Genomic DNA, 19,714 nt, shown 5'->3' with positions numbered 1-19,714 from the left:
AACGAGAGGATTCACCATGTCTGTAATTAAGATGACCGATCTGGATCTGGCAGGTAAACGCGTTTTCATCCGTGCCGATCTGAACGTACCGGTTAAAGATGGCAAAGTGACCAGCGACGCGCGTATCCGTGCATCTCTGCCAACCATTGAATTGGCTCTGAAGCAGGGCGCTAAAGTGATGGTCACCTCCCACCTGGGCCGTCCAACTGAAGGCGAGTACAACGAAGAGTTCTCTCTGCTGCCGGTTGTTAATTACCTGAAAGACAAACTGTCCAGCCCGGTTCGCCTGGTGAAAGATTACCTGGACGGCGTAGAAGTTGCCGAAGGTGAGCTGGTTGTTCTGGAAAACGTTCGCTTCAACAAAGGCGAAAAGAAAGACGACGAAACCCTGTCCAAAAAATACGCTGCGCTGTGCGACGTATTCGTGATGGATGCATTCGGTACGGCTCACCGTGCGCAGGCATCTACCCACGGTATCGGTAAATTCGCAGACGTCGCCTGTGCAGGTCCGCTGCTGGCTGACGAACTGGAAGCGCTGGGTAAAGCACTGAAAGAACCTGCTCGTCCAATGGTCGCTATCGTTGGTGGTTCTAAAGTTTCTACTAAACTGACCGTACTGGATTCTCTGTCCAAAATCGCTGACCAGCTGATCGTTGGCGGTGGTATCGCGAACACCTTCGTTGCTGCGCAAGGCCACAACGTGGGTAAATCCCTGTACGAAGCGGATCTGGTTGACGAAGCCAAACGTCTGCTGGGTACCTGTGATATCCCGGTTCCAACTGACGTTCGCGTGGCAACCGAGTTCTCCGAAACTGCTACCGCAACCCTGAAATCTGTTAACGACATCAAAGATGAAGAGCAGATTCTGGACCTGGGCGACGTTTCTGCACAGAAACTGGCTGAAATCCTGAAAAACGCAAAAACTATCCTGTGGAACGGTCCTGTCGGCGTGTTCGAATTCCCGAACTTCCGCAAAGGGACTGAGATCGTGGCTAACGCTATCGCAGACAGCGAAGCGTTCTCTATCGCAGGCGGTGGTGACACCCTGGCAGCTATCGACCTGTTCGGTATCGCTGACAAGATCTCCTACATCTCCACTGGTGGCGGCGCATTCCTCGAATTCGTGGAAGGCAAAGTTCTGCCAGCAGTAGCAATGCTCGAAGAGCGCGCTAAGAAGTAAGCCATTCAGGGGCAGGGAAACCTGCCCAATTTTCAGCGCGCTTATCAGAGCTCGCACCATTTCTAACGGCCGAAGATACAGGACTAAGCAACATGTCTAAAATTTTTGATTTCGTAAAACCTGGCGTTATCACTGGTGATGACGTACAGAAAGTGTTCCAGGTAGCTAAAGAAAACAACTTCGCTCTGCCAGCAGTTAACTGCGTGGGTACCGACTCCATCAACGCCGTACTGGAAACTGCTGCTAAAGTTAAAGCTCCAGTTATCGTTCAGTTCTCTAACGGCGGCGCTGCGTTCATCGCAGGTAAAGGCGTGAAAACTGACATTCCTCAGGGTGCTGCAATCCTGGGCGCTATCTCTGGCGCACATCACGTTCACCAGATGGCTGAGCACTACGGTGTTCCGGTTATCCTGCACACTGACCACTGCGCGAAAAAACTGCTGCCATGGATCGACGGTCTGCTGGACGCAGGTGAAAAACACTTCGCAGCAACCGGTAAGCCACTGTTCTCTTCTCACATGATCGACCTGTCCGAAGAGTCTCTGGAAGAAAACATCGAGATCTGCTCTAAGTACCTGGCGCGTATGTCCAAAATGGGCATGACCCTGGAAATCGAACTGGGTTGCACCGGCGGTGAAGAAGACGGTGTGGACAACAGCCACATGGACGCTTCTGCACTGTACACTCAGCCAGAAGACGTTGATTACGCTTACACCGAGCTGAGCAAAATCAGCCCACGCTTCACTATCGCAGCGTCCTTCGGTAACGTACACGGCGTATACAAACCAGGTAACGTGGTTCTGACCCCGACCATCCTGCGTGATTCTCAGGAATACGTGTCCAAAAAACACAACCTGCCGCACAACAGCCTGAACTTCGTCTTCCACGGCGGTTCCGGTTCTTCTGCTCAGGAAATCAAAGATTCCGTAAGCTACGGCGTAGTGAAAATGAATATCGATACCGACACCCAATGGGCAACCTGGGACGGTATCCTGCAATACTACAAAACCAACGAAGCTTACCTGCAAGGTCAGCTGGGCAACCCGAAAGGCGAAGACCAGCCGAACAAGAAATACTACGATCCACGCGTATGGCTGCGCGCTGCCCAGACTTCTATGATTACTCGTCTGGAGCAGGCATTCAAAGAACTGAACGCGGTTGACGTTCTGTAATTTGAGCTGTTCATAGCGTCAAGAAGGTCCGCATATGCGGGCCTTTTTTTATGCTTTTTCAATATCCTGCAATACCTGATTTTGTGATCTGTTTGGCAAAGCCGGTGCTTTTTGTTTACCCTTTACTGACCTGCCTGTCTCCATGGGGGATGGATTTTGTGTTTTGGTTTAACAAAAGGAAGAATAAATGGAACAACTTGATGTTGTAGACAGCATCAATAACGCGGGTAACTGGCTGGTGCGCAACCAGGCGCTACTGCTGAGCTACGCCGTGAATATTGTTGCCGCTATTGCCATCATCATTGTCGGGATGATCGTGGCGCGTATCGTTTCGAACGCTGTCAACCGGGTGATGGTCGCACGACACATTGATGCCACAGTCGCCGATTTCCTCTCCGCGCTGGTCCGTTACGGCATTATCGCCTTTACGCTGATTGCGGCGCTGGGGCGTGTCGGCGTGCAGACGGCATCCGTCATCGCTGTGCTCGGTGCTGCCGGTCTGGCCATTGGTCTGGCATTGCAGGGTTCGCTGTCTAACCTGGCGGCGGGCGTATTGCTGGTGACCTTCCGTCCGTTCCGTTCCGGTGAGTATGTGGATCTGGGCGGTATTGCCGGTACCGTGTTGCAGGTTCAGATTTTCTCCACGACCCTGCGTACCGTGGATGGTCGCATTGTGGTAGTCCCGAACGGGAAAATCATTGCGGGCAATATCATTAACTTCTCCCGCGAGCCGGTGCGTCGTAACGAGCTGATCATCAGCGTGGCGTACGACTCCGATATCGATCAGGTTAAGTCTCTGATTACCAACATCATTGCTTCAGATGACCGTATTCTGAAGGACCGCGAGCAGACCGTTCGTCTGAATGAGCTGGGCGCGTCATCTATTAATTTTGTGGTGCGCATCTGGAGCAAAAGCAGCGATCTTCAAAACGTTTATTGGGATGTGCTGGAGCGCATCAAGCGTGATTTCGATGCCAACGGCATCAGCTTCCCGTACCCGCAGATGGACGTAAACGTCAAAAAAGTCAAAGAAGCAGAGTAACGTCTCCCGTAGGCCCGGTAAGCGTCAGCGACACCGGGCTTTTCTTTTATTAGCCCAGCTAATCCCCAATTAATATTATCCATTTCCTCTAATGACGTTCCCGCAGTATAGTCTGCCTCCAGGACAACTCTGCGAGAATTACGTCATGTTATCTTATTATTTTCAGGGGCTTGTGTTAGGTGCGGCCATGATCCTTCCCCTTGGTCCACAAAATGCGTTCGTGATGAACCAGGGCATTCGCCGCCAGTATCATCTGATGATTGCCCTGCTGTGTGCGGTGAGCGATCTGCTGCTGATTTGCGCCGGGATTTTTGGCGGCAGCGCCCTGTTGATGCAGTCGCCGTGGCTGCTGGCGCTGGTTACCTGGGGCGGCGTAGCGTTTCTGCTGTGGTACGGGTTTGGTGCCCTGAAAACGGCCATGAGCAGCAATCTTGAGCTGGCGAGCGCCGAAGTGATGAAGCAGGGGCGCTGGAAGATTATCGTCACCATGCTCGCCGTAACGTGGCTTAACCCGCACGTCTACCTTGATACCTTTGTGGTGCTGGGCAGCCTGGGCGGACAGCTGGACGTTGAGCCGAAACGCTGGTTTGCGCTCGGTACGGTCAGCGCCTCCTTCCTCTGGTTCTTTGGTCTTGCGATCCTGGCGGCATGGCTGGCACCACGACTGCGTACCGCCAAAGCGCAGCGCATTATCAATACCCTGGTGGGGCTGGTGATGTGGTTTATTGCCTTCCAGTTGGCGAAAGAGGGCATTCATCACGTACAGGGATTGTTCAACTAAGCGTTGTCTTATGGACATTTGAACAAGACCCGCTAAGCTTGCTGGCATGAGCCCTGTTAACAGGGCTCTCTTCGCAACATGGAGGAATGACAGTGAAGTTTAAGGTGATGGCCCTGGCGGCATTAGTAAGTTTAGGTGCGGTGTCGGTGCAGGCGAATGAACTGCCAAACGGCCCGCACATTGTCACTTCAGGCACGGCAAGTGTGGATGCGGTACCCGATGTTGCAACCCTGGCAATTGAAGTGAACGTGGCGGCGAAAGATGCTGCTTCCGCCAAGAAACAGGCAGACGATCGTGTTGCGCAATACCTCTCTTTCCTGGAACAGAACGGTGTCGCGAAAAAAGACATCAGCTCTGCGAACCTGCGTACCCAACCGGATTACGACTACCAGAACGGCAAAAGCATCCTGAAAGGCTATCGCGCCGTGCGTACTGTGGAAGTGACTGTACGCCAGCTTGATAAGCTCAACGGATTGCTGGATGGTGCGCTGAAGGCAGGGCTGAACGAAATTCGTTCCGTCTCGCTGGGCGTTGCGCAACCGGAAAAATATAAAGACGAAGCGCGTAAAGCGGCAATTGATGATGCCATTCATCAGGCGCAGCAGCTGGCATCCGGCTTCAAGAGCAAGCTCGGTCCGGTTTACAGCGTCCGTTACCACGTTTCAAACTACCAGCCAAGCCCGATGGTGCGGATGATGAAGGCGGACGCCGCGCCGGTTTCTGCTCAGGAAACCTACGAGCAGCCAACCATTCAGTTCGACGATCAGGTTGATGTGGTGTTCCAGCTGGAGCCAACTCAAACTCAGCAAACTGAGGCGGCTAAGGCGCAGTAGTTTGCCCTCACCCTAACCCTCTCCCACAGGGAGAGGGAATTCAAGCGATTAATCCTGTCTCAACACCTTATGCCCAAACGCCAGTAGCGCGTCGGTGACGTTGCGCATCATGCGGCTTTCCGGGGCAAAACGGTGCCAGTAGAGCATCCGGCGCTGATACAGCCCCGGGGTTAAATCAATCAGCTCACCACTTTTCAACTCTTTCTCAATCTGCAAATGCGGGATCATGCAGCAGGTCGTGCCCTGACGCGCGAGCTGTACGAAGGCTTCGGACGAGTTAACGATATGACACGGCACGCTGCCCGGCGGCAAATCGAAGTTTTGTTGCAGGAAGGCCTGATGCATATCGTCCAGATGGTCGAACGCGACGGCAGGGGCTTTCAGCAGCGCGGCGCGAGTCACGCCGTTCGGGAAGTAGCGCTCTGCAAAGGCTTTTGAACCGACAAACAGGTAATCCAGCGCGCCCAGCTGATCCACCAGACAGCTTGGCAGCGCCTGCGGCTGAATACTGACCGCCCCAACCACTTCGCCACGGCGCAGGCGTTCCTGAGTGCGGGTCTCGTCTTCAACCTGAAGGTTCAGGCGGATTGGGGAGTCGGCCAGCACTGGCGCAAGGGCCGGCAGCAGCCAGGTTGCCAGACTGTCGGCGTTCACCGCCAGCGACAGCAGCAGCGGCGTGGAGCCGGTTTGTTCATCGCCCAGCCATTCATCTTCCAGCAGTTCAACCTGACGCAGCAGGGCGAGGAGCTTTTGTCCTTGCTCTGTCGGACGCGGCGGTACGGTACGCACCAGCAGCGGCTGCCCGAACATGTTTTCAAGCTGTTTGATACGCTGTGATACGGCGGACTGGGTGATGCACAGCTTTTGCGCCGCGCGCTCAAAACCGCGTTCACGAATAACTGCATCAAGTGCCTGTAGTGTTCTGTAGTCCGGACGTTTCATTGCTCTGGCTGACTCCTTAATTTTGCTTAATCTGCACTATGACACAATTTTCCCTTCGTGGCAGACGAAATCCATTCGACGTGTTCTATAATGCGCCCTGAGTTTTCACACCACAGGCAAAACGATCATGACGCAGGATGAACTGAAAAAAGCAGTAGGATGGGCCGCTCTCCAGTACGTACAGCCGGGTACCATTGTCGGTGTTGGTACGGGGTCGACGGCGGCGCACTTTATCGATGCGCTGGGCACGATGAAGGGGCAGATCGAGGGCGCGGTTTCCAGCTCCGATGCTTCCACGGAAAAGCTGAAAAGCCTCGGCATCACCGTTTTCGACCTCAACGAAGTGGACCGTCTGGGCATTTACGTTGATGGCGCGGATGAAATCAACGGCCACATGCAGATGATCAAAGGCGGTGGCGCGGCGCTGACCCGCGAAAAAATCATCGCTTCCGTGGCGGATAAGTTCATCTGCATCGCGGACGCCTCCAAGCAGGTCGACATTCTGGGGAATTTCCCGCTGCCGGTCGAAGTGATCCCGATGGCGCGCAGCGCGGTTGCCCGTCAACTTGTGAAGCTGGGCGGTCGTCCGGAATACCGTCAGGGTGTGGTGACCGACAACGGCAACGTGATCCTCGACGTTCACGGCCTTGAGATCCTCGATGCCATTGCGCTGGAAAATGCGATCAACGGCATTCCAGGCGTTGTTACCGTAGGGTTATTTGCCAACCGTGGCGCGGATGTGGCGCTGATCGGCACCGCTGACGGCGTGAAAACCATCGTAAAATGATCTGACGGGGGGAGTCCTCCCCCCGCTAAAAAATTTTTGAAACGCTAAATTCGGTGACTTGTGTCACGTTTTTATGTCTCTTTTGTCGATCCTTCCGCGTTTGTAAATTTCCATAGCATTTTCCTCTGCCATTTTGCGCTGTATGACTTTCCTTCAGCGTACTGACGCAAACGTTCATATTGCTGCAATAGTTTTTTTTGATATGTTGGCTACAGCGGATTTATATCCAGCACAACATCAGTTCAGACAAAAACAGGGTCGGGTAAATGGCAAAGGTATCACTGGAGAAAGACAAGATTAAATTCCTGCTGGTCGAGGGCGTGCATCAAAAAGCAATCGATAGCCTTCGTGCGGCAGGTTACACCAACATCGAATTTCACAAAGGCGCGCTCGATACCGAAGAGCTGAAAGCGTCCATCCGTGATGCCCATTTCATTGGCCTGCGATCCCGTACCCAACTGACTGAAGACGTTATTGCTGCGGCGGAAAAGCTGGTGGCGATTGGCTGTTTCTGCATCGGCACCAACCAGGTTGATCTGAATGCCGCCGCAAAACGCGGTATCCCGGTCTTTAACGCGCCGTTCTCTAACACCCGTTCCGTGGCGGAGCTGGTAATTGGCGAGCTGCTGCTGCTGCTTCGCGGCATTCCGGAGGCTAACGCCAAAGCGCACCGCGGCGTGTGGAATAAGCTGGCTGCGGGCTCCTACGAAGCCCGTGGGAAAAAGCTCGGGATTATCGGTTACGGCCATATCGGTACGCAGCTCGGTATTCTGGCGGAATCTCTCGGCATGCACGTGTTTTTCTACGATATCGAAAGCAAGCTGCCGCTGGGTAACGCGACGCAGGTGCAGCATCTTTCTGACCTGCTGAACATGAGCGACGTGGTAAGCCTGCACGTGCCGGAAAATGCGTCCACCAAAAACATGATGGGCGCAGAAGAGCTGGCGCTGATGAAGCCGGGCTCTCTGCTGATCAACGCCGCGCGCGGTACCGTGGTTGACATTCCTGCACTGTGCGACGCGCTGAAGCGTAAACATCTGGCGGGTGCGGCGATTGACGTGTTCCCGACGGAACCGGCCACTAACAGCGATCCGTTCACCTCTCCGCTGTGCGAGTTCGACAACGTGATTCTGACGCCGCACATTGGCGGTTCTACTCAGGAAGCGCAGGAGAATATCGGCCTGGAAGTGGCGGGTAAACTGAGTAAATATTCCGACAACGGTTCAACGCTCTCTGCGGTGAACTTCCCGGAGGTGTCTCTGCCGCTGCACGGTGGGCGTCGTCTGCTGCACATCCACGAAAACCGTCCTGGCGTGCTGACCGCCATCAACCAGATCTTTGCCGAGCAGGGCGTTAACATTGCTGCGCAGTATCTGCAAACTAACTCGCAGATGGGTTATGTGGTTATTGATATTGAAGCGGATGAAGACATCGCCGAGAAAGCATTGCAGAGCATGAAGGCCATTCCGGGGACGATTCGCGCGCGTCTGCTGTACTGATGGTGCGGTCTGTGGTGTCGGGTGGCGCTTACGCTTACCCGACCTACAATGTTCGATGATTTATGTAGGCCGGGTAAGGCGTAGCCGCCACCCGGCTTTATTCTACCAGGTCCAGGTTTTACTGGGCGTCACCACCGCCGGCAACGGCACATCCCATTTCTCTACGGGTAATACCTCCACGCCCTGGCAATCATGCGCATACCCCACCGGCTGCAATCCGTACTGCTGCCAGTTTTGCAGCGTCCTGTCATAGAACCCCCCGCCCATGCCTAATCGCTGGCCCTGCTCGTCAAACGCCACCAGCGGCGTAATCAGCACATCCAGTTCAGATAGCGGCAGCACGTCGCGCACGTCGAGTTTGGGTTCGGTGATTTTCAGACGATTTACCACCAGCTCGCTGTGCGGATGGTAGTGCAGAAACAGCAGATTGCCTCGGCTAAAGGGATGTAGCACCGGCAGATAAACTTTTTTCCCGGCGCGCCAGAGCTGGTCGATAAGCGGTTGGGTATCCAGCTCACCATCAAACGAGAGAAACAGGGCGACGGTGTTTGCCATCACCACAGGCGGATAGGCCATCATGCGGGCGGCGGCCTGCTGGGCAAAATGTGCCTGTTGCTCGGCGCTTAAGGCGCGACGACGCTGGCGAATAAGCTGACGGATGTCCTGGCGTGAAGCAGAAACTTCAGGGAATTGAGTCATGGTAGTCGGTAGAAGAAAAGAGAGGGAATCTCCGAGATGCCGCCGCAGGCTGTAACCCTTGAACCCTTGGTTCAAGGTGAATGTGTCGTCATAGTTTTAAGGCTTCTCGGACGGACCGAGCATGCTCACCAACCATGGAGCGCCACATTCTTGTGGTATGAAATATCGGCTCAGGGGACTGGCCCGCTTGCGAACATCTCAGAGAAATTTTGTCTTCACAGTTACTCTACCATAGTCAACTGAGAAGTGTTATTCAAACTTTGGTCCCGGTCTTTCGGGACTGCGACCTTGATCAAGCAATGCCTGTTCTATGGTCTGCTGGAGCATTTTAATGCGCTGCTCCATGCTTGCCGCGTAATCGCGGGTCTTCGCTTTTTCCTGAGTCAGTTCATAGCTGATGTTCAACGCGGCGATGAAAACCAGCTGCTCAGTATTTGTGACTCTAGTGCGTTCTTTTAGATCTTGCAACCGCTGATTCAAATCGTCCGCAGCCTGATTCAAGGCATCCCTTTGTTCAGGCGGACAATTCACTCGCAGTGAACGGCCAAAAATCTGGAGATCGACGGGTTGTGCAGACATGCCACCTTCCTGCTGATTGACTGCGCTGCCTTCGCTTACTGCCCCGGGGGCTGCGAAGGGGCGACACTATAGCTACCCTGATGTGAAGATACAAGCCCTTTTCTGGTATCACCAGGGTCCAAAGTGGTAGCATATCATGAATATCCTCCCTTTGATGACGAATGCGTATGTCTATACAGAACGAAATGCCTGGTTACAAGGATTTAAACCAGTTACTGAACCAGCAGGGAGTCGGTCTGACCCCTGCCGAAATGCACGGTCTGATCAGCGGCATACTGTGCGGCGGAAACAGCGACAGCTCATGGCAGCCGCTGATCCACGACCTCACCAACGAAGGGCTGGCGTTTGGCCACGAACTGGCGGAAGCGCTGCGTAAAATGCACGCCGCAACCAGCGATTCCCTGGAAGACGATGGCTTTCTTTTTCAGCTTTATCTGCCTGAAGGCGACGATGTCAGCGTCTTCGATCGCGCCGATGCGCTCGCGGGTTGGGTAAACCACTATCTTCTTGGCCTGGGCGTAACCCAGCCTAAACTGGATAAAGTGACCGGCGAAGCGGGTGAAGCGATCGACGATCTGCGTAATATCGCCCAGCTCGGCTACGATGAAGACGAAGACCAGGAAGAGCTGGAAATGTCTCTCGAAGAGATTATCGAGTACGTGCGCGTGGCGTCTCTGCTGTGCCACGACAACTTTACGCGCTCGCAGCCGACCGCGCCGGAAGTTCGCAAGCCAACATTACACTAAGAAAAATAACGCACAGGAGGGTGTCATGGTTATCTCCAGTCAAGAGTATTCTCGCCGTCGTCAGGCGCTGCTGGCAAAAATGCAGCCGGGAAGCGCTGCCCTGATTTTCGCCGCGCCGGAAGTGACGCGCAGCGCCGACAGCGAATACCCCTATCGCCAGAGCAGTGATTTCTGGTACTTCACCGGGTTTAACGAGCCGGAAGCGGTACTGGTGCTGATTAAAAGCAATGACACCCACAACCACAGCGTGATTTTTAACCGCGTGCGCGATCTGACCGCGGAAATCTGGTTTGGCCGCCGCTTAGGGCAGGAGGCGGCGCCGGAAAAACTGGGCGTGGACCGTGCGCTGGCCTACAGCGAAATCAACCAGCAGCTTTACCAACTGCTGAACGGCCTGGACGTGCTCTATCACGCGCAGGGCGAATACGCGTATGCGGATGACATTGTCTTCACCGCGCTGGATAAGCTGCGTAAAGGCTCACGTCAGAATTTGTCTGCACCCGCCACCCTGACGGACTGGCGACCGATGGTGCATGAGATGCGCCTGTTTAAGTCTGAAGAAGAGCTGAATGTGATGCGCCGCGCGGGCGAAATCAGCGCCCTGGCGCATACCCGCGCCATGGAAAAGTGCCGTCCCGGTATGTTCGAGTACCAGCTTGAAGGCGAAATTCACCATGAATTTAACCGTCACGGCGCGCGCTTCCCGTCCTATAACACCATCGTAGGCGGCGGTGAAAACGGCTGCATTCTGCACTACACCGAAAACGAAAGTGAACTGCGCGACGGCGATCTGGTGCTGATTGACGCGGGCTGTGAATATCAGGGTTACGCGGGCGACATCACCCGTACCTTCCCGGTGAACGGTAAATTCACCACCGCGCAGCGTGAAATCTATGACATCGTGCTTGAGTCTCTGGAGACCGCGCTGACGCTGTTCCGCCCTGGCACCTCCATCCAGGAGGTTACGGGCGAGGTGGTGCGCATCATGATTACCGGGCTGGTGAAGCTCGGCATTTTGAAAGGCGATGTGGACACCCTTATAACCGAAAACGCCCATCGTCCGTACTTTATGCACGGCCTGAGCCACTGGCTGGGGCTGGATGTGCATGACGTCGGGGCATACGGTCCGGAACGTTCGCGCGTGCTGGAGCCAGGCATGGTGCTGACCGTTGAGCCTGGGCTGTACATCGCGCCGGATGCCGACGTGCCAGAACGGTACCGCGGGATCGGCATTCGCATTGAAGATGACATCGTCATCACCGAAACCGGTAACGAAAACCTGACCGCGACCGTGGTGAAAAAAGCCGACGACATCGAGGCGCTGATGGCGGCGGCACGCGTATGAGCGTGATCATCGTTGGCGGAGGCATGACCGGCGCTACTCTGGCGCTGGCCATTTCGCAGTTAACCAAAGGCCAGCTTCCGGTGCATCTTGTTGAGGCGGTTGCGCCGCAGGCGGCCGATCATCCCGGCTTCGATGCCCGCGCCATCGCGCTGGCCCAGGGAACCTGCCAGCAGCTTGCGCGCATTGGCATCTGGCAGGCGATAGCGGACTGCGCGACGGCAATCGGCACCGTTCACGTCAGCGATCGCGGCCACGCCGGGTTTGTGACGCTGGATGCCCACGATTACCGAATTGAGGCACTGGGGCAGGTCGTCGAGCTGCATGACGTGGGGCTGCGGCTGTTCCGTCTGTTACAGGATGCCCCTGGCGTCACGCTGCACTGTCCGGCGCGCGTCGCCAGCTTCAGCCGCCGTGACGAGGCCGTCAGCGTGACGCTGGACAACGGCACCACGCTGGAGGGGCAACTGCTGGTGGCGGCAGATGGTTCACGCTCCGCGATCGCCACGCAGTGCGGCGTCGAATGGCGCTCTGAACCCTATGGACAGGCGGCGGTCATCGCTAATGTCTCTACGGCTGGCGCGCATAACGGCAGGGCATTTGAGCGCTTCACGGAGCACGGCCCGCTGGCCATGCTGCCGATGTCGAACGGGCGCTGCTCGCTGGTATGGTGCCATGCGCAGGATCGGGCCGATGAGGTTCTCTCCTGGTCCGACGAACGTTTTTGTTCCGAGCTGCAAAAGGCCTTCGGCTGGCGGCTTGGGCGCATCACCCACGCCGGAAAACGCGTGGCCTATCCGCTTGCGCTGACGACCGTATCGCAGACTGTCTCCCATCGCGTCGCCCTGGTCGGCAACGCCGCGCAGACGCTACACCCCATCGCCGGGCAAGGCTTCAACCTTGGCCTCCGTGACGTGATGAGCCTGGCCGAGCTCCTGGCCCGAACGTGGAGCGAACAACAGGATTGTGGCGCATACTCAGTGCTGAGCCATTACCAGAAACGACGCCAGGCGGACAAAGCGGCGACCATTGGCGTCACCGACGGTTTAGTCCACCTGTTTGCCAATCGCTGGGCACCGCTGGTTGCGGGTCGCAACCTTGGGCTTATGGCGATGGAACTGTTCATTCCGGCACGTGACGTGCTGGCGCAGCGGACCCTGGGTTGGGTCGCGCGTTAAGGAGTATTGACCGTGCAAAATGTTGATGTCGCCATTGTGGGCGGCGGAATGGTAGGACTGGCGCTGGCTTGTGGTTTACAGGGCAGCGGCCTGCGCGTGGCCGTGCTTGAGCAAAAAGCGCCGCAGCCTGTGGCGCAGGATGCACCGCCAGAGCTTCGCGTCTCGGCGATCAATGCCGCCAGCGAAAAGCTACTGACGCACCTTGGCGTCTGGTCTGAAATCGTGGCGCTCCGTGCCAGTTGCTATCACGGGATGGAAGTGTGGGACAAAGACAGCTTTGGCCGTATCGCGTTTGACGATGAAAGCATGGGGTACAGCCACCTTGGACATATCGTTGAAAACGCGGTGATCCACCACGCGCTGTGGCAGAAAGCGCAGCAGTGCAGCGACGTCACGCTGATCGCACCGGCGAAACTTCAGCAGGTGGCGTGGGGCGAAAACGACGCGTTTATCACTCTTGAAAGTGGCGATATGCTGACTGCGCGTCTGGTAGTGGGTGCCGACGGCGCCAATTCCTGGCTCCGTAACAAAGCGGATATTCCGCTGACCTTCTGGGATTACCGTCATCACGCGTTGGTGGCCACAATCCGCACCGAAGAGCCGCATGGCGGCGTGGCGCGCCAGATTTTCCATAATGACGGCATTCTGGCCTTCCTGCCGCTTGCCGATCCGCATCTCTGCTCCATCGTCTGGTCCTTAGAGCCGGAGAAAGCGCAGCAGATGCAGGAGACGACGCCGGATGCCTTCATTCAGGCGCTATGCGTGGCGTTTGATAACCGTCTGGGCCTGTGCGGGCTTGAAAGCGAACGCCAGACGTTTCCGTTAACCGGTCGCTACGCGCGTCAGTTTGCCGCGCACCGTCTGGCGCTGGTGGGGGATGCGGCGCATACCATTCATCCGCTGGCCGGGCAGGGAGTGAACCTCGGCTTTATGGACGCGGCTGAGCTGGTTGAAGAGCTGCGTCGCCTGCATCGGGAAGGCAAAGATATTGGTCAGCATCTGTATCTGCGTCGCTACGAGCGCAGCCGCAAACACAGTGCGGCGATGATGCTGGCGGGTATGCAGGGCTTCCGCGAGCTGTTTGCCGGAGCGAACCCGGCGAAAAAACTGCTGCGCGATATTGGCCTCAAACTGGCCGACACCCTTCCCGGAGTAAAACCGCAGCTTCTTCGTCAGGCAATGGGCCTCAACGATCTTCCCGACTGGTTACGTTAATCTCGATCCCCGTCACACTTTATTTTCCCGGCCTGCGCGCCGGGGAAATTTCCTCGTTTGAAATAATCTAATTTCACGTCATTTTTCGCATTAGAAAATCTAATCTTACTATTTTTATGTTACGGAAATTCGGCCCATTTTTCCGCATGAAATATCAGCATCTGCTAAATCCTGTTAGATCATTGTTAATTTTATGCGGGTTTAATCGCATTTTCCCAGTGAATAACTCTGTAGGCTTTTCAGCGATTTTTGGTCATAAGCTAATGTGATGACCCGTTTTACCTTATGGTTAACCGCCGGTTTCGGTGGTAAGTTCAGGTAAAAGAGAACGTTTGCGTCGGCCCCCGATCGCGAGGCCGACACCGGGTTTCACGGTGAATTTTTCAACGAGGAAAAGATGGCTCAACAGACTCCTTTGTACGAACAGCACGTGTTATGCGGTGCCCGCATGGTGGACTTCCACGGCTGGATGATGCCGCTGCACTACGGCTCGCAGATTGATGAGCACCACGCGGTGCGCACCGATGCCGGTATGTTCGACGTGTCTCATATGACGATTGTCGACCTGCGCGGTAGCCGCACCCGGGAGTTTTTGCGTTATCTGCTGGCAAACGACGTCGCCAAACTGAAGACGCCGGGCAAAGCGCTCTATACCGGTATGCTCAATGCCTCTGGCGGGGTGATTGACGACCTCATCGTCTACTACTTCACCGAAGATTTCTTCCGCCTCGTTGTAAACTCCGCCACCCGCGAAAAAGACCTCTCCTGGATTTCCCAACACGCTGAACCTTACGCCATTGACATCACTGTCCGTGACGATCTGTCGCTGATTGCCGTACAGGGGCCAAACGCCCAGGCGAAAGCCGCGTCTCTGTTCAGCGACGAGCAGCGCAAAGCCACCGAAGGCATGAAGCCATTCTTCGGCGTGCAGGCGGGGGATCTGTTTATCGCCACCACCGGCTACACCGGTGAAGCGGGCTATGAAATTGCCATGCCAAACGAGAAGGCCGCTGATTTCTGGCGTGCGCTGGTGGAGGCAGGTGTGAAGCCTGCGGGCCTGGGCGCGCGCGATACGCTGCGTCTGGAAGCGGGGATGAACCTCTACGGTCAGGAGATGGACGAAGGCGTCTCTCCGCTGGCCGCCAACATGGGCTGGACCATCGCATGGGAACCGGCTGACCGTGATTTTATTGGTCGTGAAGCGCTGGAGATGCAGCGCGAGAAGGGCACTGAACAGCTGGTAGGCCTGGTGATGAAAGAAAAAGGCGTGCTGCGCGGCGAGCTGCCGGTGCGCTTCACCGATGCCGATGGCAATCATCGCGAAGGCGTGATCACCAGCGGAACGTTCTCCCCGACGCTCGGCTACAGTATTGCCCTGGCACGCGTGCCGGCGGGGATTGGCGAAACGGCGGTGGTGCAGATCCGCAACCGCGAAATGCCGGTCAACGTGACCAAACCGATTTTTGTTCGCGCCGGTAAGCCGGTCGCCTAACTATTTTTATCAGGAGAACTTCAATGAGCAATGTGCCAGCAGAACTGAAATACAGCAAAGAACACGAGTGGCTGCGCAAAGAGGCGGACGGCACTTACACCGTTGGGATCACCGAGCACGCGCAGGAGCTGCTGGGCGACATGGTGTTTGTTGACCTGCCGGAAGTGGGCGCAACCGTGAGCGCAGGCGATGACTGTGCGGTGGCGGAATCCGTTAAAGCGGCCTCTGACATCTACGCCCCGGTAAGCGGTGAAATTGTTGCCGTGAACGACGCGCTCAGCGACTCCCCGGAGCTGGTGAACAGCGAACCGTATGAAGGCGGCTGGATCTTCAAGATCAAAGCCAGCGACGAAGCGCAGGTTGCCGCGCTGCTGGATGCGACCGCGTACGAAGCACTACTGGAAGACGAATAAGCCATTTCCCTCTCCCCTTTGGGGAGAGGGTAGGGTGAGGGGAACAGACGATACCCTCACCCCAGCCCTCTCCCTTAGGGAGAGGGAGAAAACACATTCACTGCACGTTTCAGGAACCATCGCTCATGACACAGACTTTAAGCCAGCTTGAAAACCGTGGCGCCTTCATTGAACGTCACATTGGGCCGGATGCTCAGCAACAGCAGGAGATGCTGAAGACAGTTGGCGCGGATTCATTAAACGCACTGATCGGCCAGATCGTGCCAAAGGACATCCAGCTTGCCACGCCGCCGCAGGTAGGCGAGTCCACGACGGAGTTCGCCGCGCTGGCGGAGCTTAAGGCCATCGCCAGCCTTAACAAGCGCTATAAGTCTTACATTGGCATGGGCTACACCAACGTGCAGTTACCGCCGGTGATCCTGCGTAACATGCTGGAAAACCCGGGCTGGTACACCGCTTATACCCCATATCAGCCAGAAGTCTCCCAGGGCCGTCTGGAAGCGCTGCTGAACTTCCAGCAGGTGACGCTGGATCTGACCGGTATGGATATCGCCTCTGCCTCGCTGCTGGATGAAGCCACCGCCGCCGCCGAAGCGATGGCGATGGCGAAGCGCGTGAGCAAACTGAAAAACGCCAACCGTTTCTTCGTCGCGGCGGACGTGCATCCCCAGACGCTGGACGTGGTGCGCACCCGTGCGGAAACCTTCGGCTTTGAGGTGATTGTCGACGACGCTGAAAAAGTGCTGGATCACCAGGACGTCTTCGGCGTGCTGTTGCAGCAGGTGGGCACCACCGGGGAAGTACACGACTACGGCGCACTGATCGCCGAGCTGAAATCCCGTAAGGTTATTATTAGCGTCGCCGCTGATTTTATGGCACTGGTGCTGCTGACGGCGCCAGGTAAACAGGGCGCGGATATTGTCTTCGGCTCAGCCCAGCGTTTCGGCGTGCCGATGGGCTACGGCGGCCCGCACGCGGCGTTCTTTGGCGCGAAAGATGAATTTAAACGTTCCATGCCAGGCCGTATTATCGGCGTATCGAAAGATGCCGCCGGTAACACCGCGCTGCGCATGGCGATGCAGACCCGCGAGCAGCATATCCGCCGCGAGAAAGCGAACTCCAACATCTGTACCTCGCAGGTGCTGCTGGCTAACATTGCCAGCCTGTACGCGGTGTTCCACGGTCCGGCAGGCCTGAAGCGTATTGCCAGCCGCATCCACCGTCTGGCCGATATCCTGGCCTGCGGTCTGCAACAGAAAGATCTCAGACTGCGTCATGAACACTATTTCGACACCCTGTGCGTCGAGGTGGCAGACAAAGCGGCCGTGCTGGCGCGCGCCGAGGCAGCGCAAATCAACCTGCGCAGCGACATTCACAATGCGGTCGGCATTACGTTGGACGAAAGCACCACCCGTGACGATATCCTGACCCTGTTCAACGTATTGCTGGGTGACGCACACGGTCTGGACGTTGATACGCTCGACAAAGAGGTTGCGCTCGACAGCCGCTCCATTCAGGAAAGCATGCTGCGCGACGACGCGATCCTGACTCATCCGGTGTTCAACCGCTATCACAGCGAAACCGAGATGATGCGTTACATGCACTCGCTGGAACGTAAAGATCTGGCGCTGAACCAGGCGATGATCCCGCTGGGCTCCTGCACCATGAAGCTGAACGCCGCGGCTGAGATGATCCCAATTACCTGGCCTGAATTCTCTGAGCTGCACCCGTTCTGCCCGGCTGAGCAGGCGGAAGGTTATCACATGATGATCAACCAGCTCTCCGACTGGCTGGTGAAGCTGACCGGGTACGACGCGCTCTGCATGCAGCCGAACTCCGGTGCGCAGGGTGAATACGCTGGTCTGCTGGCGATCCGTCACTATCACGAAAGCCGCAATGAAGGCCACCGTGATATCTGCCTGATCCCAAGCTCTGCCCACGGTACCAACCCGGCTTCTGCCCAGATGGCAGGAATGGAAGTGGTGGTTGTGGCGTGCGACAAAAACGGCAACATCGATCTGGCCGACCTGCGCGCCAAAGCCGAGCAGGCGGGCGACAAACTCTCCTGCATCATGGTGACCTACCCGTCCACCCACGGCGTGTACGAAGAAACTATCCGTGAAGTGTGTGAAGTGGTGCATCAGTTCGGCGGCCAGGTTTACCTCGACGGCGCAAACATGAACGCCCAGGTGGGCATCACCTCTCCGGGCTTTATTGGCGCGGACGTGTCGCACCTGAACCTGCATAAAACGTTCTGCATTCCGCACGGCGGTGGCGGCCCGGGCATGGGCCCAATCGGCGTGAAAGCGCACCTGGCACCGTTTGTGCCGGGCCACAGCGTGGTGCAGATTGAAGGCATGCTGACCCGTCAGGGCGCGGTCTCCGCGGCACCGTTTGGCAGCGCCTCTATCCTGCCAATCAGCTGGATGTATATCCGCATGATGGGCGCGGAAGGGCTGAAGCAGGCCAGCCAGGTGGCGATCCTCAACGCCAACTACATCGCAACGCGTCTGAAGGACGCCTATCCGGTGCTCTATACCGGCCGCGACGGTCGCGTGGCGCACGAATGCATCCTCGATATTCGTCCTCTAAAAGAAGAGACGGGCATCAGCGAGCTGGATATTGCCAAGCGCCTGATCGACTACGGATTCCACGCGCCAACCATGTCCTTCCCGGTTGCGGGAACGCTGATGGTTGAGCCGACCGAGTCTGAAAGCAAGGTGGAACTGGATCGCTTTATCAACGCCATGCTGGCGATCCGCAGCGAAATCGACCGCGTGAAAGGCGGGGAGTGGACGCTGGAAGATAACCCGCTGGTTAACGCGCCGCATACCCAGAACGAACTGGTGGCAGAGTGGAACCACGGTTATACCCGCGAACTGGCTGTCTTCCCGGCAGGTGTGGTAAACAAATACTGGCCAACCGTGAAACGTCTTGATGATGTTTACGGCGACCGTAACCTGTTCTGCTCCTGCGTACCGATGAGCGAATACCAGTAACGTTGTTCCTGTAGTAACGTAGGCCGGGTAAAGCGAAGCCGCTACCCGGCTTTTTTATTGGGAGAAAAGAATGGCAATTGCACTGGTCACCGGCGCCAGCCGGGGTATTGGTAAAGCCACCGCGCTACAGCTGGCAAGCGAAGGCTACACCGTTGCGGTGAATTTTCATCACAACATCAAAGCCGCGACAGAGGTCATTAATCAGATCGTGGACGCGGGCGGTAAAGCCTTTGCCATGCGCGCGGACATCAGCGATGAAGCGCAGGTGATGGCGATGTTCGCCAGCCTCGATCGCGAAGGTGAGCCGCTCGCCGCACTGGTGAACAACGCCGGAATTTTGTTTGAACAATCCACCATTGAAAACCTCTCCGCTGAACGTATTAACCGCGTGCTGGCTACCAACGTCACCGGCTATTTTCTCTGCTGCCGTGAAGCGGTGAAGCGCATGTCGCATAAACACGGCGGCAAGGGCGGCGCGATTGTGAATGTCTCCTCGGCGGCATCACGGCTGGGAGCGCCGGGGGAATATGTGGATTATGCCGCCTCCAAAGGGGCGGTGGATTCCCTGACTACCGGCCTCGCGCTGGAGGTGGCGGCACAGGGCATTCGCGTTAACGGCGTGCGGCCAGGCCTGATTTATACCGATATTCACGCCTCCGGCGGCGAGCCGGGGCGTGTGGATCGGGTGAAGTCGATGTTACCGATGCAGCGTGGCGGTCAGCCGGAGGAGGTCGCCCAGGCCATTGCCTGGCTGCTGAGCGACAAAGCCTCCTATGTTACCGGTAGCTTCCTGGAGCTGGCTGGCGGGAAGTAAC

The 19,714-nt window shown here is 56.5% G+C and carries 18 protein-coding genes and 1 other RNA gene; 15 read left to right on the top strand and 4 right to left on the bottom strand.

Translation table 11 applies throughout. The features are described from left to right. The first annotated feature begins 16 nt into the window (after positions 1–16). The 5 genes from pgk to DD597_RS10335 all read left to right on the top strand — a co-directional run bounded on the left by pgk (position 17) and on the right by DD597_RS10335 (position 5,008). Positions 17–1,180, top strand: a complete 1,164-nt coding sequence (gene pgk, locus DD597_RS10355) for a phosphoglycerate kinase (RefSeq protein ID WP_003860077.1) — start codon at positions 17–19, stop codon at positions 1,178–1,180. Between the two features lie 92 nt (positions 1,181–1,272). Beyond that, positions 1,273–2,352, top strand: a complete 1,080-nt coding sequence (gene fbaA / locus DD597_RS10350; protein WP_003860079.1) for a class II fructose-bisphosphate aldolase — start codon at positions 1,273–1,275, stop codon at positions 2,350–2,352. A gap of 187 nt (positions 2,353–2,539) precedes the next feature. Then, positions 2,540–3,394, top strand: a complete 855-nt coding sequence (locus tag DD597_RS10345) for a small-conductance mechanosensitive channel MscS (protein ID WP_022651818.1) — start codon at positions 2,540–2,542, stop codon at positions 3,392–3,394. A gap of 145 nt (positions 3,395–3,539) precedes the next feature. Further along, positions 3,540–4,175: an arginine exporter ArgO gene (argO, locus tag DD597_RS10340; protein WP_039269094.1), complete on the top strand. Its 636-nt coding sequence runs from the start codon at positions 3,540–3,542 to the stop codon at positions 4,173–4,175. Between the two features lie 92 nt (positions 4,176–4,267). Next, positions 4,268–5,008 (top strand): oxidative stress defense protein, encoded by a 741-nt coding sequence (locus DD597_RS10335; protein WP_003860087.1) that lies wholly within the window; start codon positions 4,268–4,270, stop codon positions 5,006–5,008. Positions 5,009–5,056: 48 nt separating this feature from the next. Here DD597_RS10335 and argP read toward each other — a convergent pair whose 3' ends face one another. Continuing rightward, entirely contained in the window at positions 5,057–5,950 is an 894-nt protein-coding gene (gene argP / locus DD597_RS10330; RefSeq protein ID WP_003860089.1) for a DNA-binding transcriptional regulator ArgP, read from the bottom strand. A gap of 127 nt (positions 5,951–6,077) precedes the next feature. On the opposite strand from argP, the gene rpiA reads away from it, so the two are divergent. Continuing rightward, a complete protein-coding gene (rpiA, locus tag DD597_RS10325) occupies positions 6,078–6,737 on the top strand; it encodes a ribose-5-phosphate isomerase RpiA (RefSeq protein WP_003860091.1) in 660 nt (219 codons plus the stop codon). A 266-nt stretch (positions 6,738–7,003) separates the two neighbouring features. After that, on the top strand, positions 7,004–8,236 hold the full coding sequence (gene serA / locus DD597_RS10320; RefSeq protein WP_032610090.1) for a phosphoglycerate dehydrogenase: 1,233 nt from the start codon (positions 7,004–7,006) through the stop codon (positions 8,234–8,236). Positions 8,237–8,338: 102 nt separating this feature from the next. Here serA and DD597_RS10315 read toward each other — a convergent pair whose 3' ends face one another. The 3 genes from DD597_RS10315 to zapA all read right to left on the bottom strand — a co-directional run bounded on the left by DD597_RS10315 (position 8,339) and on the right by zapA (position 9,514). Further along, on the bottom strand, positions 8,339–8,935 hold the full coding sequence (locus DD597_RS10315) for a 5-formyltetrahydrofolate cyclo-ligase (protein WP_003860095.1): 597 nt from the start codon (positions 8,933–8,935) through the stop codon (positions 8,339–8,341). Between the two features lie 24 nt (positions 8,936–8,959). After that, a non-coding RNA gene (gene ssrS, locus DD597_RS10310) (6S RNA) lies at positions 8,960–9,143 on the bottom strand. Positions 9,144–9,184: 41 nt separating this feature from the next. Continuing rightward, positions 9,185–9,514, bottom strand: coding sequence for a cell division protein ZapA (zapA, locus tag DD597_RS10305; RefSeq protein ID WP_003860096.1), 330 nt, complete (start codon positions 9,512–9,514; stop codon positions 9,185–9,187). A 167-nt stretch (positions 9,515–9,681) separates the two neighbouring features. On the opposite strand from zapA, the gene DD597_RS10300 reads away from it, so the two are divergent. The 8 genes from DD597_RS10300 to DD597_RS10265 all read left to right on the top strand — a co-directional run bounded on the left by DD597_RS10300 (position 9,682) and on the right by DD597_RS10265 (position 19,713). Continuing rightward, positions 9,682–10,260, top strand: a complete 579-nt coding sequence (locus DD597_RS10300; RefSeq protein ID WP_003860099.1) for a YecA family protein — start codon at positions 9,682–9,684, stop codon at positions 10,258–10,260. 31 nt (positions 10,261–10,291) lie between these two features. Next, a complete protein-coding gene (gene pepP, locus DD597_RS10295) occupies positions 10,292–11,605 on the top strand; it encodes a Xaa-Pro aminopeptidase (protein WP_100397570.1) in 1,314 nt (437 codons plus the stop codon). Then, a complete protein-coding gene (gene ubiH, locus DD597_RS10290) occupies positions 11,602–12,780 on the top strand; it encodes a 2-octaprenyl-6-methoxyphenyl hydroxylase (RefSeq protein WP_129256156.1) in 1,179 nt (392 codons plus the stop codon). Before pepP ends, ubiH begins: the two co-directional genes overlap by 4 nt. A gap of 12 nt (positions 12,781–12,792) precedes the next feature. Next, entirely contained in the window at positions 12,793–13,995 is a 1,203-nt protein-coding gene (gene ubiI / locus DD597_RS10285; RefSeq protein ID WP_063855277.1) for an FAD-dependent 2-octaprenylphenol hydroxylase, read from the top strand. Between the two features lie 397 nt (positions 13,996–14,392). Further along, positions 14,393–15,487, top strand: coding sequence for a glycine cleavage system aminomethyltransferase GcvT (gene gcvT, locus DD597_RS10280; RefSeq protein ID WP_003860107.1), 1,095 nt, complete (start codon positions 14,393–14,395; stop codon positions 15,485–15,487). 23 nt (positions 15,488–15,510) lie between these two features. Next, positions 15,511–15,900: a glycine cleavage system protein GcvH gene (gene gcvH / locus DD597_RS10275; protein WP_006811885.1), complete on the top strand. Its 390-nt coding sequence runs from the start codon at positions 15,511–15,513 to the stop codon at positions 15,898–15,900. Between the two features lie 125 nt (positions 15,901–16,025). Continuing rightward, positions 16,026–18,899, top strand: coding sequence for an aminomethyl-transferring glycine dehydrogenase (gene gcvP, locus DD597_RS10270; protein ID WP_129256155.1), 2,874 nt, complete (start codon positions 16,026–16,028; stop codon positions 18,897–18,899). Between the two features lie 70 nt (positions 18,900–18,969). After that, positions 18,970–19,713 carry an SDR family oxidoreductase gene (locus tag DD597_RS10265; RefSeq protein ID WP_032610085.1) on the top strand — a complete coding sequence of 248 codons (744 nt, stop codon included), beginning with the start codon at positions 18,970–18,972 and terminating at the stop codon, positions 19,711–19,713. The last annotated feature ends 1 nt before the right edge of the window (position 19,714 follow it).

It is taken from the genome of Enterobacter cloacae complex sp. 677-3DZ2D5B, assembly GCF_004136695.1.
Classification (GTDB): domain Bacteria; phylum Pseudomonadota; class Gammaproteobacteria; order Enterobacterales; family Enterobacteriaceae; genus Enterobacter; species Enterobacter hormaechei_C.
The sequence above is the reverse complement of the archived record's forward strand: the minus strand, read 5'-3'. Positions and strand labels throughout refer to the sequence as shown.